Source organism: Paenibacillus soyae (assembly GCF_024623455.1).
Lineage (GTDB): Bacteria > Bacillota > Bacilli > Paenibacillales > Paenibacillaceae > Pristimantibacillus > Pristimantibacillus soyae.
In genome coordinates this window covers 1-14,883 of record NZ_JANIPJ010000042.1, presented here as the reverse complement: position 1 = coordinate 14,883, position 14,883 = coordinate 1, and the positions used below count along the sequence as shown (strand labels likewise).

13 protein-coding genes are annotated in these 14,883 nt (G+C 53.8%); 11 read left to right on the top strand and 2 right to left on the bottom strand.

Annotation, left to right across the window (positions count from 1 at the left end; translation table 11 throughout):
* Positions 1-106: 106 nt before the first annotated feature.
* From NQZ67_RS29625 to uvrA, 4 genes are all read left to right on the top strand, one after another.
* Complete coding sequence (locus NQZ67_RS29625) at positions 107-280, top strand: RNA polymerase sigma factor (protein WP_371825375.1); 174 nt, start codon at positions 107-109, stop codon at positions 278-280.
* 13 nt (positions 281-293) lie between these two features.
* Entirely contained in the window at positions 294-1,241 is a 948-nt protein-coding gene (locus NQZ67_RS29620) for a DUF4871 domain-containing protein (RefSeq protein ID WP_257453085.1), read from the top strand.
* 114 nt (positions 1,242-1,355) lie between these two features.
* Positions 1,356-2,324: a nucleotidyltransferase domain-containing protein gene (locus tag NQZ67_RS29615; protein WP_257453083.1), complete on the top strand. Its 969-nt coding sequence runs from the start codon at positions 1,356-1,358 to the stop codon at positions 2,322-2,324.
* The gene (uvrA, locus tag NQZ67_RS29610) at positions 2,321-5,221 is read left to right on the top strand and encodes an excinuclease ABC subunit UvrA (RefSeq protein WP_257453081.1); all 2,901 of its coding nucleotides are present in this window, start codon (positions 2,321-2,323) and stop codon (positions 5,219-5,221) included. The genes NQZ67_RS29615 and uvrA overlap by 4 nt, the downstream gene beginning before the upstream one ends.
* A gap of 64 nt (positions 5,222-5,285) precedes the next feature.
* On the opposite strand, the gene NQZ67_RS29605 is transcribed toward uvrA, so the two are convergent.
* Positions 5,286-5,468, bottom strand: coding sequence for a hypothetical protein (locus tag NQZ67_RS29605; protein ID WP_257453079.1), 183 nt, complete (start codon positions 5,466-5,468; stop codon positions 5,286-5,288).
* Positions 5,469-5,640: 172 nt separating this feature from the next.
* On the opposite strand from NQZ67_RS29605, the gene NQZ67_RS29600 reads away from it, so the two are divergent.
* From NQZ67_RS29600 to NQZ67_RS29590, 3 genes are all read left to right on the top strand, one after another.
* Positions 5,641-6,477 carry a fumarylacetoacetate hydrolase family protein gene (locus NQZ67_RS29600; RefSeq protein WP_257453077.1) on the top strand — a complete coding sequence of 279 codons (837 nt, stop codon included), beginning with the start codon at positions 5,641-5,643 and terminating at the stop codon, positions 6,475-6,477.
* Positions 6,478-6,801: 324 nt separating this feature from the next.
* Positions 6,802-8,280: an Lsa family ABC-F type ribosomal protection protein gene (locus NQZ67_RS29595; protein ID WP_257453074.1), complete on the top strand. Its 1,479-nt coding sequence runs from the start codon at positions 6,802-6,804 to the stop codon at positions 8,278-8,280.
* Between the two features lie 11 nt (positions 8,281-8,291).
* A complete protein-coding gene (locus NQZ67_RS29590; protein ID WP_257453072.1) occupies positions 8,292-8,585 on the top strand; it encodes a hypothetical protein in 294 nt (97 codons plus the stop codon).
* A 56-nt stretch (positions 8,586-8,641) separates the two neighbouring features.
* On the opposite strand, the gene NQZ67_RS29585 is transcribed toward NQZ67_RS29590, so the two are convergent.
* Positions 8,642-11,125 (bottom strand): family 43 glycosylhydrolase, encoded by a 2,484-nt coding sequence (locus NQZ67_RS29585; RefSeq protein WP_257453070.1) that lies wholly within the window; start codon positions 11,123-11,125, stop codon positions 8,642-8,644.
* A gap of 340 nt (positions 11,126-11,465) precedes the next feature.
* Here NQZ67_RS29585 and msrC point away from each other — a divergent pair, with 340 nt between their 5' ends.
* From msrC to NQZ67_RS29565, 4 genes are all read left to right on the top strand, one after another.
* Positions 11,466-11,945, top strand: coding sequence for a free L-methionine (R)-S-oxide reductase MsrC (msrC, locus tag NQZ67_RS29580; RefSeq protein WP_257453068.1), 480 nt, complete (start codon positions 11,466-11,468; stop codon positions 11,943-11,945).
* A gap of 17 nt (positions 11,946-11,962) precedes the next feature.
* The gene (locus NQZ67_RS29575; RefSeq protein WP_257453064.1) at positions 11,963-13,453 is read left to right on the top strand and encodes an aminoacyl-histidine dipeptidase; all 1,491 of its coding nucleotides are present in this window, start codon (positions 11,963-11,965) and stop codon (positions 13,451-13,453) included.
* Positions 13,454-13,596: 143 nt separating this feature from the next.
* Complete coding sequence (locus NQZ67_RS29570) at positions 13,597-14,550, top strand: sigma-70 family RNA polymerase sigma factor (protein ID WP_257453063.1); 954 nt, start codon at positions 13,597-13,599, stop codon at positions 14,548-14,550.
* 34 nt (positions 14,551-14,584) lie between these two features.
* The gene (locus tag NQZ67_RS29565) at positions 14,585-14,728 is read left to right on the top strand and encodes an SRPBCC family protein (RefSeq protein ID WP_371825374.1); all 144 of its coding nucleotides are present in this window, start codon (positions 14,585-14,587) and stop codon (positions 14,726-14,728) included.
* Positions 14,729-14,883: the final 155 nt, after the last annotated feature.

Here is a 14,883-nt window from a genome sequence, read left to right as displayed (position 1 = left end):
TTTCCTAATCATCCGCACTCACCTGCTTTTCGTTATGACTCAATTATACAGAAAAAAAGGTACAGCCTCTTCAATTTAATTGAATGACTGTACCTTTTTCTATGAGATGGACTTTTTCAGTGGCCTCCGAAAATATAGGGAAGTTCTTATTCTGGATTATCATTTCGGCCTGTCGGTGAAGGAAATAGCGGAGCTTCTTCACATTTCGGAGGGAACCGTCAAATCGAGATCGCATCGGGCGAAGAAAAAACTGATGGCAACGTTAGCGAATCATGAATAGGAGGCGGCATCGAATGAGCGATCATCACTTATTGGAGAAGCAGCTGGCGGAATCCCCTTTCTCGAACGAACATTTTACACAGGAGCTGAAGTTGAACGTGATGCGGCGCGCGAAAAACGGGAAGAAGAAATCGAGCATCTCCCGGTGGGCCCCCGTATTACTGATTCCTTTGGCTGTCGGAGCGCTGACGGTTGGCCTGCTGACGGAACAGAGCACGCAATCGCCGAGAGCGGCTGCATGGCATGAAGGTACAGCTTTTAATGAACAAGGAGAGCTTTTATTTACGATTTACCCGGATCCTAACGTTACGGCCGGGGTGACTTTTGGCTATTTGTTTTCGTTCGAGGCTTCATTCCATGCATTCGAGGGGAAAAGGCTGGAGATTCAAGCCGAGCACCGGCGGACTGGCGTTCGAGAGGAGCTTTCTTCGGAGCTCATAACGACGCCGAGCAGCGGCTATGACAGCCTTCAGCGTTATACGGCGCAATTCGCTCTGCCGATAGGCGGGGAATGGATCATAACTGTACTTCTGGACGATGTGCCATACGGCAATTCGCTTCTTACGCTGGAAGATCCTATGCCGTGGAGCCCTTCACCAGTCTTCTCGTCGGATTCGTCCTCCATGCGCGGCGAGGAAGGGAAAATCGGAATAATCGACGTCGACTTCCGAGCTGGGCAGGCCCAGAAGGTCATGTGGCATTTCTGGGGGGGAGTAGACAGCTTGGACGGTCCTTTCCAAGTGAAAGCCGTGAAGGAGCATTCCGAAGCGATGATCGAGGTATTCTCGTCGGCGCCGTTCTCCTCGGCCAATGCTTTGGCTGGAGCGCTTAACGGAGCGGACCGGCATACCGTCAGCTCGATCGAGCTGCCCGAGGCCGGCAAGTGGAGACTACTGCCTTATGTAGGGGGACGACTGCTGGATCCAGTCGTCGTGGAGGTCCAGCCAAGTATAGCGCGATAATAATATGACAATGATCGAAAAAAGGAATTGCGCAATGAAAGCGGTTGATTGCATAATGGAATTATTACCAACAATTGGTCGAACGTTGGATTCCAAAGTATCGGGAGAGTGCGGATGAAGCCTGCCAAAAGCAATGAGGAAATGACGTCGTATTTTCGCGAGGCATTAGAACGATTTGTCAGGAAGCTTGAACAGGATGAGCAAGTTCTCGCGGCCATATTGCTCGGGAGCCTATCTTACGATCAGGTGTGGGAAAAATCGGATATCGATCTCAAAATCATTGTGCACGATCAAAAGCTGGCGACGGGATACACTTGTTTTGTCGAGATGGAGGTGCCGATCAACGTCAGCATACAGACGCGAAACGATTTCAAACGATCGATGGAGCGGACGATAGGAGGTTCCTTCGGTCAATCGATACTCGCAAGGAGCACGCTGCTGTTCGTCAAAGACCGCACGATTGCCGATTATTTCGAGCAAATCCGGCATGTAGGCGACCGTGACCGGAATCTTCGGCTGATGCAGCTGGGCAGCTATGCGCTAGGGTTAATCGCCAAAGCCGAGAAGTGGCTATACGTGAAGGGCGACCCTGTGTACAGCGCATTTTGGATCATCAAGATGGCGGATGTCCTGTCGCAAATCGAAGTGCTGCAGCATAATGAAGTGCCCATGCGCGAATCGGTTCAACAGGCGCTACGCCTAAATCCGGACTTATTCCAGGCGGTTTATACGGAAATGGTAGGCGGCCCGCTCTCCGAAGAGAAGGCTCATGAGACAATCGGGAGAATTAACGCGTATTTCAATGAACGCGCAGAGCGTTTGTTTCAACCCCTGCTATCTTATATGAAGCAAGAAGGGGACGTAAGGACGGTTACGGATATCGTCGTGAAGTTCGGCGCGCTCATCGAGATCAATGCGGGCAGCATGGCGATGGTCTGCGATTGGCTGGCCGAGAAGAAGCTGTTGTCGAAGCTGGACGCGCAGACGAAAGCGACGCCGAAAAGCCGCGTCATGCTCCAAGAACCGGCCTATCTGTACGAGTCGGATGATTGGATGTCGGGAGAAAGCGGGGGGTTCGCATGAAGAAGTTTATCGAAGTCAGAGGAGCTAGGCAGAACAATCTGAAAAACATCGACGTCGATATTCCTCGCGAGCAGCTAACTGTCATTACCGGAGTAAGCGGATCGGGCAAGTCTTCGCTTGCGTTCGATGTCATCTATGGCGAAGGCCAACGCAGATTCCTTGATTCCTTGTCAACCTTCGCGAAGAGCAGAATGAATCAGGTGAAAAAGCCGGACGTCGATTTTGTATTCGGCTTGTCGCCGGTTATCGCGATCGAACAGAAAAAAGGCATCGTAAACCCTCGCTCGACGGTCGGCACGATGACCGATATTTACGACTTCATGCGTCTGCTGTACGCCACTGTCGGGAAAGCCCATTGCCCGTTCTGCGGGAAACCGGTTCCTATTCGTTCGGCCGGTCAGATGATCGAGCATATACGGCAGCTTCCGCAAGGGACAGTAGTGGAAGTACTGGCGCCGGTGTACAAGCTTTTCGGAGAGAGCTTGGAGACCACCTTCGACGAGATCCGTTCCAAAGGCTTCAGGACCGTTCGGGTTGACGGACAGTATTACCAATTAAGCGAGACGATCGAGCTGGATGAGGAAGCCGAATATCGCATGGAGGTCGTCGTGGATAAGGTGGCTGTTCAGCCCGACATTTTCAAGTCGCTTGGAAAAACGATCGAGAACAGTCTCAAGCTTGTAGGCGAAGGGTTCATACGCTTTGAAATCGAGAGCATACCGCAAGACGGCGTTGTGGACTTATCCCGGTTCTACGAAGGATTCGCATGCCCGGAGCACCATCTGACAATGGGAGAGCTCCAAGCCCAATATTTTTCCTTCAACGATCCGAGCAGCGCTTGCCGGACATGCGGCGGAATTGGGACCTTTAAGCGGGCTGAAGCCAAATTTCTCGTAAAGAACGCCGATAAAAGCATTGAAAAGGGAGCAATCGATCCCAAATTGCTCGGTCCTAGCAAAGATACGTGGCATTGGGCGCTCGTTCGTTGCATGGCTGCCCACTACGGCTTCAAGCTTGACACGCCTTACAAGGATTTGCCGGACAAAGTTAAAGACCTTCTCATGTTCGGAACGAAAGGGGAGAAGTTCCTCTTCGATCCGGGTCCCGACGCGCCGAAGACGCAGCTTCGCCATACCGGCAAAATGATGAGCTTCGCAGGCATGGTGCCTATCATCAATTGGTGGTACAAGCTGTTCCTGAAACGAACGACAACCTCCGCCTTGGAAGAAGAGTTCTACAAACGGGTAATGGTTGAACATACTTGTCCTGATTGCGAGGGCAAGAAGCTGAGGCCGCAGCGGATGTTCGTGGAAGTTGGCGGAGCGAATCTACACCAGCTAAGCGAACGCTCGCTGCTTGAGCTTCAGTCATTTCTAAGCACGATTAAGCTTCCGCCTGAACAGGAGAGCGTCGGTCAGCAAATTATCGCGGAAGTTCAAGCCCGTCTATCCTTGCTTCTGGATATTGGTCTCGACTACTTAAGCCTGGGACGGCGGTCGGACACGATTTCGGGCGGGGAAGCTCAGCGGATAAGGTTATCCACCCAGATTAGCTCGGGGCTGATGGGGATGCTGTATGTTCTGGACGAGCCCAGCATCGGACTCCATGCCAGAGACAGCAGCCGGATTATCGACACTCTGAAGAAGCTTCGCGATATCGGTAACACGATCATCGTAGTCGAGCATGATCTGGATACGATTCGGAGCGCCGATTATATTGTCGAGATTGGTCCCGAGCCCGGCGTTCGCGGCGGGCGCGTCGTTGCCTCGGGGACAGCGGCCCAGCTGCGCGCGAATCCCGATTCCATCACGGGAGCATTTATGGCGGGCACGCGCGAGATCGTCGTTCCGGCTTCGCGCCGTCAGCCGTCCGGACGCATGTTATCTCTGAGAGGAGCCCGGGCGAACAATTTGCGAGACGTTGACCTTGATCTCCCTCTCGGCGTGTTAGCCTGCGTGACGGGCGTATCCGGTTCGGGTAAGAGCACGCTCATTAACGAAGTGATCTGCAAGCAGCTCTATGCTCACTTCCACGACGCGCGCATTGTACCGGGCGAGCATGACGAGTTATTCGGACATGATCAACTAACCGGCATCGTTACGATCGATCAATCCCCAATTGGCAGAAGCTCACGGTCGAACCCGGCTACCTATGTCGGTTTTTTCGATAAAATCAGGGAACTATTCGCGGATGCCGCGGCTGAACTCGGCAAGACGTTGACCAAAAACGATTTTAGCTTCAACCAGAAAAACGGCGGGCGATGCGAAAACTGCCAAGGCGAAGGCATCGTGACGACAGAGCTTCAATTCATGCCGGACGTTGAGGCGATTTGTCCGGTTTGCCTAGGAGCGAGATTTAACGAAGACGTCCTTGAGGTGCGCGTCCGCGAGCGGAACATAGCCCAAGTTCTGGAGCTGAGCATTGAGAACGCGATCGACTTTTTTGCCGATCATCCCTACATCCTTCACAAGCTAAGCGTCTTACATCAGCTAGGGCTTGGTTATTTGCGGCTTGGCCAGTCGTCGACGACTTTGTCCGGCGGGGAAGCGCAGCGAATAAAGCTGGCGACCGAGCTGGGCAAGTTGAAGAGAGGCTCGCACAACCTTTACGTGCTCGACGAGCCGACGACAGGGCTGCATCTCAGCGATATCCAGAAGCTGATCGATTGTCTTCATCAGCTGGTAGACGCGGGGCATTCCGTCGTTGTGATCGAGCATCATTTGGATCTCATTAAGGTCGCGGATTACGTGATCGACATGGGGCCTGAAGGCGGCAGCAAAGGAGGCACGATCGTAGCCTCCGGTACGCCGGAGGAAATCGCTAACGCTGCAGGCTCCTTAACCGGGCGTTATCTGAGAGAAGTGCTGGACGGAGCGCTCATTGTGAAGAATGGATAACAAAAAATCGGCTGCCAAGGCTGGCAGCCGATTTCTTATTGCGCGGAAGCTGTTCGATTGTCTCTTAATCCCGATGCTCGTTCGTGCTGATGAATTCATTCGGCACTTCGTCGCCGTTCGGATTATTGTTCTTGATCTGGCTCTTGCGTCCGTTCCGGAACTCTCCGCCGTGTACGCTGTTCAGCCTTTGGTCGTTATTATCCGTGTGATCATGCTGGTTATGGTTATAATTATCGTTGTTCGACATGCCGCATGCTCCTTTGCCAGAAAAGTTTGTACACTCTAGCATGCGTATCCCAGCTCTGGATTATGCAGGGACTAGGTTTTCAAAAGCGTATGCACTCCCGTCTGTTTTTGCGGTAAGATAACATGGATGATGAAGCTTGGCTACGAATCGAAATGATGCGGAGGGACGTTTCGTGAAACTTGTGCAATTCTACTATAAGCATGACCCTGAACGGCGGTTGCGCGTCGGCAGCCTCGAGAACGATGGAAGCATTAACGTATTGGAGGCCGGTATAACAGCTAAGGAAGTTATCGAGCTTCCGCAAATCGCGTTAACGAATGGAAATATCGAGCGCTGCAAGCTTGAAGACGTGAAGCTGCTGCCGCCGCTTACGAATCCGGAGAAAATCATCTGCATCGGTCTGAACTATTACGACCATGTCATCGAATCGAACATGGAAGTGCCGAAGGTGCCGGTATTATTCCCGAAGTTCAACAATTGCCTGGCCGGGAATGACGATGAGATCGTCATTCCCTGGGAGGTCGAGCAATGCGACTACGAAGTCGAGCTTGCGGTCGTCATCGGGAAGACGGCTAAGCGAATTCCCCTCGAGTCGGCTATGGATTACGTCTTCGGTTATACGATTATGAACGACGTCTCCGCAAGGAATATTCAGCTGAACGAGCCGCAGTGGACGCGCGGCAAGGCGATCGACGGCTTCGCGCCGCTCGGGCCGTGGATCGTCACGGCCGACGAGCTTCCGGAGCCCGGACGGCTCGAGATTTCCTTGCGGCTGAACGGGGAAACGATGCAGCAATCCAGCACGAAGGAGCTTATCTTCGATATCCCTTATTTGGTTTCCTTCCTGTCGAATACGATGACCTTGAAGCCTGGCGACGTGATCAGCACGGGGACGCCGCCCGGCGTCGGCATGGGAAGGCGCCCGCAGGTATGGCTGAAGCCCGGCGATGTCGTCGAAGCATCGGTTGAAGGAATCGGAACGCTCCGTAATACGTTTATTGCAGAATAAACTGGCAATTACGGAAATGGAAATCCGCGGCTGGAGGCTTGCGCCGAATATCGAAATTATGTTAAGCTACTGGTAATTTCAAGGATCGGGGTTGAAGAGGGAAATGAAGTAATTTTCTTGCTGACGGAATAAAACAACGCTTGTTTAAGCAGTAAGCGACTGTTTTATTTGTGATGGCAAGAAAGTTGCATTTCCCTTCGCTCTACCCGTTTACCCATTTCCCATCCTCATTTCATGGGGACGGATTTGACGTATGGATATGGAGCCGCAGGAAGCAACTTTCTTGCGGCTTTTTTGTTATTTTCCATACGGGAGGGATCCTTTATGTCATTAATTAATGTGCAAAACCTAAACTTTGCTTACGACGGAAGCTACGATCCGATCTTCGAAGACGTCAGCTTTCGCATCGATTCGGATTGGAAGCTCGGCTTCACGGGACGGAACGGCCGGGGTAAAACGACTTTTCTGCGTCTGCTTCTCGGCGAGCTGGATGACGGCGGCGCGATATCCGCGCAGGTCGGCTTCGATTACTTTCCCTTTCAGGTAGAGCATAAGGAATATCTCACCGCGGACGTGGTGGAGGAGATCGTGCCGGACTATCAGCAATGGCAATTCATGCGCGAGCTGTCGCTGCTTCAGGTTTCCGATGACGTCCTGTACCGGCCATTCAACACGTTGTCGAACGGGGAGCAGACCAAGGTTCTGCTGGCCGCCTTGTTCCTGAAGGAGGACCGCTTCCTTCTGATCGATGAACCGACCAACCATTTGGATAGGCAGGCAAGGGAGCTTGTCAGCAACTATCTTCGGGCCAAACGAGGCTTTATTCTCGTATCGCATGACCGTGCGTTCCTCGACAACTGCGTGGATCACATTCTGTCCATCAACCGAACGAATATCGAAATCCAGAAGGGCAATTTCTCGGATTGGTGGGAGAACAAGAAGCGGCAGGACGACTATGAGCTGGCTGAAAACGCGCGCCTCAGGAAAGACATCAAACGGCTGTCGGAGGCGGCGAAAAGAACAAGCAATTGGTCCCACGAGGTCGAGAAGACGAAAAACGGGACGCGAAACTCCGGCTCCAAGGTCGACAAAGGTTATGTCGGACATAAAGCGGCGAAAATGATGAAGCGCTCGAAATCGATCGAGCAGCGCCAGCAGTCCGCGATCGAGGACAAGTCGCAGCTGCTGAAAAACATCGAAAGCTCCGACAGTCTTAAAATTTCGCAGCTCACTTATCATAAACATCAGCTCGTCGAGCTTGACGGGGTCTCGATTCAATACGGGGAGAGAGCCGTCTGCGGGGACGTGAGCTTTACGATCAACCAAGGCGAGAGAATCGCGTTGTCGGGCCGGAACGGCTCCGGGAAGTCCAGCATTCTGAAGCTGATCTGCGGTGACGAGATGACGTATACCGGAACGTTCAGAAGAGGCAGCAAGCTCAAAATTTCGTACGTCTCGCAAGACACTTCGCATCTGCAAGGCAATTTGACGGATTATGCAAGGGATAACGATATTGACGAAAGCTTGTTCAAAGCGATCCTGCGCAAGCTGGATTTCTCTCGGATTCAGTTCGAGAAGGATATGTCCTCGTTCAGCGGAGGCCAGAAGAAGAAGGTGCTGATCGCCAAAAGCTTGTGCGAACGGGTCCATCTGCATATTTGGGACGAACCGCTTAATTTCATTGACGTGATCTCGAGGATGCAGATCGAAGAGCTTCTGCTGGAGCATAAGCCGACCATTCTGTTCGTGGAGCATGACCGCGAGTTCTGCGACGCCGTCGCAACCAAAACCGTCGAATTATAAGGAGCGGCGCTATGAAAATCCATTTGATGATCTTCGCGAAGATTGTCCCCATGACCAAAACGTACGAATCCGTTATCCGTCCCGTTGTAGGGGATATGATTCACGACCCTGGTTTTCATGCCAAATTTCATAACGGCTACGAGGTGGCGAAGGTTACGCTCGACTACTCCGCGGATGAATGCTGGGTTTCTCTGGCGCCCAGCGTCATTGAATTGGAGGAGATTCCCGTCGAAGGTTATCTCGCTCATTTGGAATCGCATGGCTGGAGAGCCGTATCGCAAGAAGATGGGGGCATTTCAGGTTAAAAAATAGCGAGGAAGAGGGCGGCATGCGTGTTAGGCATGCCGCCCTTGCATCATTATTATGAAGTAACGAGGAAATGATCGAAGCTCGTCTGGTTATTCATGGTTCGAAGACCAACCTTGCCATGGGTGAACGGGTTCGCGCTGTTATCCGGATAAGTGATCTTTGGAGTCGCCATATCGCCGACATATACGCGAATAGTCGTCCCGCTTGCGACCACCTTCATGCGATGCCAGACGGAAGGCGCAAGGGTCACCGTGGAGGAGGCCAGCGCCTGATAACCGTAATTCATCTTGCCCAGGTAGACGCCGTTTGGCTTGATGAACGCATAATAGCCTTGCACGTAATCCGGATTATTCGCAAGCACGGTGCCGTTAGAAGGATTGTTAACCCTAACGAGGATGCCAGCGTCACCTGTCGTGCCGATCAGCTTGATGTCCGATTCGACGGTGTAATCAGCCCAGAGGTCGCTGCCGATCGTCGTCTTGGCGAACGAACCGCCGCCGGCCGAGCTTAGCTCGCCGGATGCAACGGACCAGCTGCCTTCGAACCGCGTCCAACCGTTATCGTTGCCATCGTTGAAGTCATCGGATAAGGCGACGACGGCATCGCCTCGCGAGAACGTCATTCCGCTGAAATCGAATTCCCCCTGGGAAAATTCAAACCGGAGCTCATGATAGCCCGCGGTTAAATACAGCCCTTTCTTGCTTACGGTACTCCAGCTTTCCCAACCGCCCGTGTTCGGCGCGGCCACAATGCCGGTCAAATCGGTCGTTCCATCCCATAGGCGGAAGCTGGCGGAGGCAAACGTCGTGGCGTAACGAACGTCAAGATCGTAGAAGCCGGATTCCGCAACGTTGACCCGATATTTCAGCCATTCGCCGGTCTGGTTCCAGCCGGTCACGTGTTTGCCTTCGGCCGCGGAATGGCGAATGTCGACGTTGCCGCCGCGATACGCGCCGCCGGTATTGCCGGCTGACAGATCGTGATAGGCAGCGCCTTCGCCGCCGTTCATATAGTGGACGGCCTCAATCTTGCCGGGCAATGGCTTGTAGGCGTTCCACGCGCTGCTGCCGCCGACTTTGTTGCTGAATGCCGTATACCCGAAATCGGCGTGAGCATCCGTTGTCGTGTACCCGATCTTTCCGCCGCCAAGTCCACTCACCGTCCGCGTCTGCTTTTTCATTCCGTCGACGAAGATGGTGAAAGCCGATCCGGATTTCTCCACGCGGAGTTGATGCCATTTCGTATAGTCGTAACCGGCGGGGAGCGACGCGTATTGCCAGCCTTGGCTGACGCCGCCAACCACGAAATTCGTCTCCAGACGGTTCAGGCTGCGGTTCAATACCGCTGTGCCGTAGTTGCTCTCGTTCGTATATGAGAAGACGACGCCGTATACCGGATTCGCGCTGTTGCCTTGCTTCATTTGCTTCAGATGGAATTCTGCCGTATAATCACTAGCGCTGCTTGCGGAGGTTACCTGCCGGTAAGTCGACGTATTGCCGATCGTGTCCTGCCACATCAGCTGCTGGTTGTAGATGCCCCAGGTGCCGCCGCCGACGTTATTCCAGCCTGTTCCGATAGCCGCGCGGTTGAAACGATCTTCGAAATCCGGAAGCTCCGGATTTTGCTGCGATGAAGTCGTCGGACCAAGAACGACGAGTTTATCTCCATTCCAGACGACGCGGTCCAGATTCATTCGGCGGCCAGGATAGGTGAGGTTGCCGCCATGGGCATGGCTGTGATAAACGATGTAATCGGAATCCAGATCCGGTCCCTTGACGATGCTGTTATGCCCGAGTCCGACATTCGCGCCTTCGGTATCGATGAGCACCGGATTCTGGCTAGCCGCGGGGGAGAAGGCGAGCGTGGGACTCGAGCTGGTCGCGTAATCAACCCGGTAGGCTGTGCTCCACACATGGTTGCCGGTATAGGTCATATAATAGATGCCGTTACGCTTGAAGGTGGTCGAGCCCTCGGTCCAGCCGGCCATGGACAATCCCGTTGATATCGGCGCGCCGAACGCGGTTGGACTATTCATCGGACGCACGTTGATCGTATTCGCCCCGGTCGAGTAGAAATACCATTTGCCGTCGTCGTCGATGAAGACGCTGCCGTCGATGCCCATGCCGAGATTGCCGGTCGCCGGCACGAAGGGCCCCGTCGGACTCGAGCTGGTCAATACGTAGTGGCCGTTCCCCCCAGGCGAGGTGTACATATAGAATAGTCCGTTCCAATACACGACTTCAGGCGCGTAAGCCGCTTTCGTGAGAGCTTCCGTGGAGCAGAGCCCGCGATAGGTCCAATCAACCAGGTTGGTGGAGGACCATACCTTAATGCCAACTTGGTCATCAACCGTGCTGACGTACAAATAATAAGTACCATTGAATTTCAGAATATAGGGGTCGCCTTCGCCGTAAAAATCGTTATTTGACCATCGCCACGGATTCGAGGGCCCTAATGGATTGCTGTACGCGAATAAATGCGTAGGGAGCAGCAGCAAAGACAATGCCGCCAGGAGCAGGAGCTTCCATTTTTTCATCAATCATCTTCTCCTTCGTTAGGATTGGACGGGAACGATCTTTCGAGCCTGAGCAAAAATAGGTGGACCGCCTCCTTATATTGAGATGGAAAGCGCTTTCGCAAGGGAGTATATCATAGGCCGGGACTGGATGATTATACTCAATTTGATATAAAATGAGGGGAACGGAGGCGAGCGGAATGTATCCTTTGCTGGTTACGAAGAGGACGCTTCGCCGATTCCTGCTCGAGAGGCAACCGTTGCTTGGCCAGGTTAGAGTCCTTCATGCGCAGATCGAGAGTTTTATATTTAACTGAGTTAAGTATTAGCATCATGAATCAATTCGAAAAGGAGCTTGACCATGTTTCATACGGAATCCTATAGCGGCACTCGAGAGCAAAATTACGAGCTGCTGATTCGACAGCTGCACGCATTACTGGAGGGAGAAAGCGATAGGATCGCCAACCTGTCGAACGCTTCGGCGCTGCTTCGCCAATTTTTGAACGACGTGAATTGGGTCGGTTTCTATATCTATCAAGGCGGCGAGCTGGTGTTGGGTCCGTTCCAAGGTCTGCCGGCATGCGTACGCATCCCGCTACCCCGCGGCGTTTGCGGCAAAGCGGCCAGCGAACGGGCGACGGTGCGGGTGCCTGACGTCCATGCGTTTCCCGGGCATATCGCCTGCGACGCGGCATCCCGGTCGGAGATCGTTGTGCCGATCCTGAAGGACGGCGCCCTGCTTGGCGTGCTGGACATCGACAGTCCGAGCCTGGACCGGTTCGACGAGACGGACCAGACATACTTAGAGAAATTCGTCGAGGAACTGACGAGACATCTATAAAAGAGGAGGACGAATCGATGAGCGATGCGGCAACAAAGGTCTACCAAGGCGACAGCAAAGTTTTGCGTCTGTTCGAAGAGCTATCGAGAATACCCCGGGGGTCCGGGAACGAAAAGGCGGTCAGCGATTTCGTCGCGGATTTCGCGAGACAGCGGGGCTGCGAGGTGTTTCAGGACGACAGGCATAACTTAATCATCCGGAAGCCGGCAGCCGCGGGCTACGAATCGGCGCCGGCGGTTATTTTCCAGGGGCATCTCGACATGGTGTGCGAGAAAAATAAAGGCACCGAGCACGATTTCGAGAAGGATCCGATCCGGTTCAAAATCGAAGGCGACATGATCTATGCGGACGGAACGACGCTTGGAGCGGATAACGGCATAGCGGTCGCGACGGCGATGGCGATTATCGATTCGCCCGAGCTCGCGCATCCGGAGCTGGAAATTCTGCTCACGACGGAAGAAGAGACGAGCATGGGCGGCGCGTTCCACCTCGACGCTTCGCCTCTGAAGGGCCGCATGATGATTAACTTCGATTCGGACCGGGAGGGCATGCTGTTCGTCAGCAGCGCCGGAGGAATCAACCTGTATCATACGGTTCAGGCGGGCTGGCAGGAGAAGGGGATGGATGCGGGTGAGCCTTATACGATCAACGTTCACGGTTTGACGGGGGGCCACTCCGGCGACGATATCATCCATGAACGAGGTAACGCCAACAAGCTCTTGGGCCGGGTGCTCGACGATCTGCGCCGCCATACGGACTTCGCGCTTGCCGGCGTGAACGGAGGGATGAAGGTGAACGCCATTCCGCGCGAGGCGGAGGCAGCTGTATACTTGACCCCGGAGGGCAGAACCATCGCGGAATCCCGAATCGCCGAGATAAACCGTACGCTGCGCGACGAATATTCGGTGAGCGACTCCGGCGTGTCCGTTATGCTGCAAGCCGGCTGGGATGCGGATGGCGCGGGTGCCGCTTCCTCCGGGAGGGTGTTCTCGGACGAGGCGAAAGCAGCCGTCATTCGTCTCCTCGCTCTTATTCCGAGCGGCGTGATCAGCATGGACAAAGCGATTCCGAACCTTGTCCGAACCTCTTCGAATTTAGGCGTCGTCACGACGGGCGAGCAGGAAATCGTCTTGCAAAGCCTTGCGCGCAGCTCGCTTCGTTCGCAAACGGATGACGTCGTACGCTGGATGGAGACGCTGGCCGAGACGGCCGGCTGCGGCTTCTCTCAAGACAGCTACTTCCCCGGCTGGCCTTACCGAGCCGATTCCAAGCTGCGCCCCGTGTTCGAAGCGGCGTACGAGCGAGAGTTCGGCAAGCCGCTTGAGATCAAGGCCATTCACGCAGGCCTCGAATGCGGGGTTCTCATCGAGAAGATGCCGGATCTCGACGCGGTGTCCTATGGACCGAACCTGTACGAAATCCACACGCCGCAGGAGCATCTGTCCATCTCTTCCGTGGAGCGGACGTGGACGTTCCTGCAGGAAGTGCTGCGAAACATTAAATCTTAATAGCGCCAGGGAAATCCCGGACGGAAATCGTCCGGGATTTTTGTTTCCTAATAAGCGACGACTATATATTCGGATTGAGGCTGTCCGCTTCATTGCATATAATGAGGGTACCACTCCTCGGGAGATCGTTAAGGGAGGCCACAATGAACGATACCGTATTCGACGAATCATTATTTGCAAGCTTGAAGCCGGGCTTAACCTCGTTCTGTTACCGAATGCTAGGCTCCATGGACGATGCGGACGATGCCGTTCAGGAAACGAGTATTCGGGTCTGGCAGAGCTGGAGCACGTTTAGACAGGATTCTTCGTTTAAAACCTGGGTCTATCGGATTGCCTCCAACCTGTGCTTGGACAAGCTGAGACAATCCAAACGCCGCGCGCTTCCCGTTGACCTGTTTGACCCGGCCTCCGCCATCGTCGAGCCGCGCGACACGCTTCCGAACTCTGCCTGGATTTGGCCGTCTCCCGACTTTGAGGGCAATCCGGAGGATCGGCTCGTGCGCAGAGATACCCTTCAACTGTGCTTCATCGCTCTCCTGCAGACCTTGCCTCCGCGGCAGCGTGCAGTACTCATTTTGAAGGATGTATTTGAATGGTCCTCTAAGCAGATCGCGGATACGCTCGCGATGTCGCCGGCAGCGGTGAACAGCGCCTTGCAAAGAGCCCGAGGGACGATGGACCGGGCGCAGCTTCGCTCAGATGAGCTCAGCAGCATGGACGTTCATCCGGAGCAGCAGCTTTTGTCCCGGTATGTGGAGGCCTTCGAGCAATTCGATATTGCTGCCCTTGTCGCGTTGTTCCACGAGGAAGGCTGCATGTCGATGCCGCCGTTCGAGATGTGGATCCGCGGCAAGGAAGATTTGTCCGCCTTCTATTCGCTTACTCGCTGGCATTGCGAAGGTTCGCGATTTGTGCCCATTACGGTGAATGGCGGTTATCCGGCTTTGGCTCAGTATATGCCCTGCAAAGAGGGCCCTGGCCTGGTACCCTGGGGCATCCACGTCATCGAAACCAAAGAAAATCAAATCCTGCACGTTCAAAACTTCATTCATACGCCATTATTTTCTCGATTCGGGCTGCCTGAGCGAATGGAATGAGGCGATCGGCTACACCACGGAAGATGGAAGAAGAGTGGATATTGCTTTCGTCGATCAAGGGAATGAGACGAAGGTCATGGAAACGTTCGACGCGGAAAGCTCAAATCCCGTCGAGTTCCAGCAAGCAGGCTGGCAAGCGATCATAGACAATTTCAAAGCCCATACTGAACAAAACTAATCATCGCGAAGAAGACGCCGGGGAAGATGCGAGGCCACTGAAGAACTTACGCATTTTCAAGTGAACAATAAAGTTCAAACAAAAAGAAGATGTCCACACCCATATATTGGGATGGGCATCTTCTTTTTGTAGGTTATTTTGCTTGTATTCTCGGG

Excerpts from the sequence above, each read along its gene's own strand:
- NQZ67_RS29625 (WP_371825375.1), top strand. The coding sequence starts at position 107 with ATGGACTTTTTCAGTGGCCTCCGAAAATATAGGGAAGTTCTTATTCTG.
- NQZ67_RS29620 (WP_257453085.1), top strand. The coding sequence starts at position 294 with ATGAGCGATCATCACTTATTGGAGAAGCAGCTGGCGGAATCCCCTTTC.
- NQZ67_RS29615 (WP_257453083.1), top strand. The coding sequence starts at position 1,356 with ATGAAGCCTGCCAAAAGCAATGAGGAAATGACGTCGTATTTTCGCGAG.
- uvrA (WP_257453081.1), top strand. The coding sequence starts at position 2,321 with ATGAAGAAGTTTATCGAAGTCAGAGGAGCTAGGCAGAACAATCTGAAA.
- NQZ67_RS29605 (WP_257453079.1), bottom strand. The coding sequence starts at position 5,468 with ATGTCGAACAACGATAATTATAACCATAACCAGCATGATCACACGGAT.
- NQZ67_RS29595 (WP_257453074.1), top strand. The coding sequence starts at position 6,802 with ATGTCATTAATTAATGTGCAAAACCTAAACTTTGCTTACGACGGAAGC.
- NQZ67_RS29590 (WP_257453072.1), top strand. The coding sequence starts at position 8,292 with ATGAAAATCCATTTGATGATCTTCGCGAAGATTGTCCCCATGACCAAA.
- NQZ67_RS29585 (WP_257453070.1), bottom strand. The coding sequence starts at position 11,125 with ATGAAAAAATGGAAGCTCCTGCTCCTGGCGGCATTGTCTTTGCTGCTG.
- msrC (WP_257453068.1), top strand. The coding sequence starts at position 11,466 with ATGTTTCATACGGAATCCTATAGCGGCACTCGAGAGCAAAATTACGAG.
- NQZ67_RS29575 (WP_257453064.1), top strand. The coding sequence starts at position 11,963 with ATGAGCGATGCGGCAACAAAGGTCTACCAAGGCGACAGCAAAGTTTTG.
- NQZ67_RS29570 (WP_257453063.1), top strand. The coding sequence starts at position 13,597 with ATGAACGATACCGTATTCGACGAATCATTATTTGCAAGCTTGAAGCCG.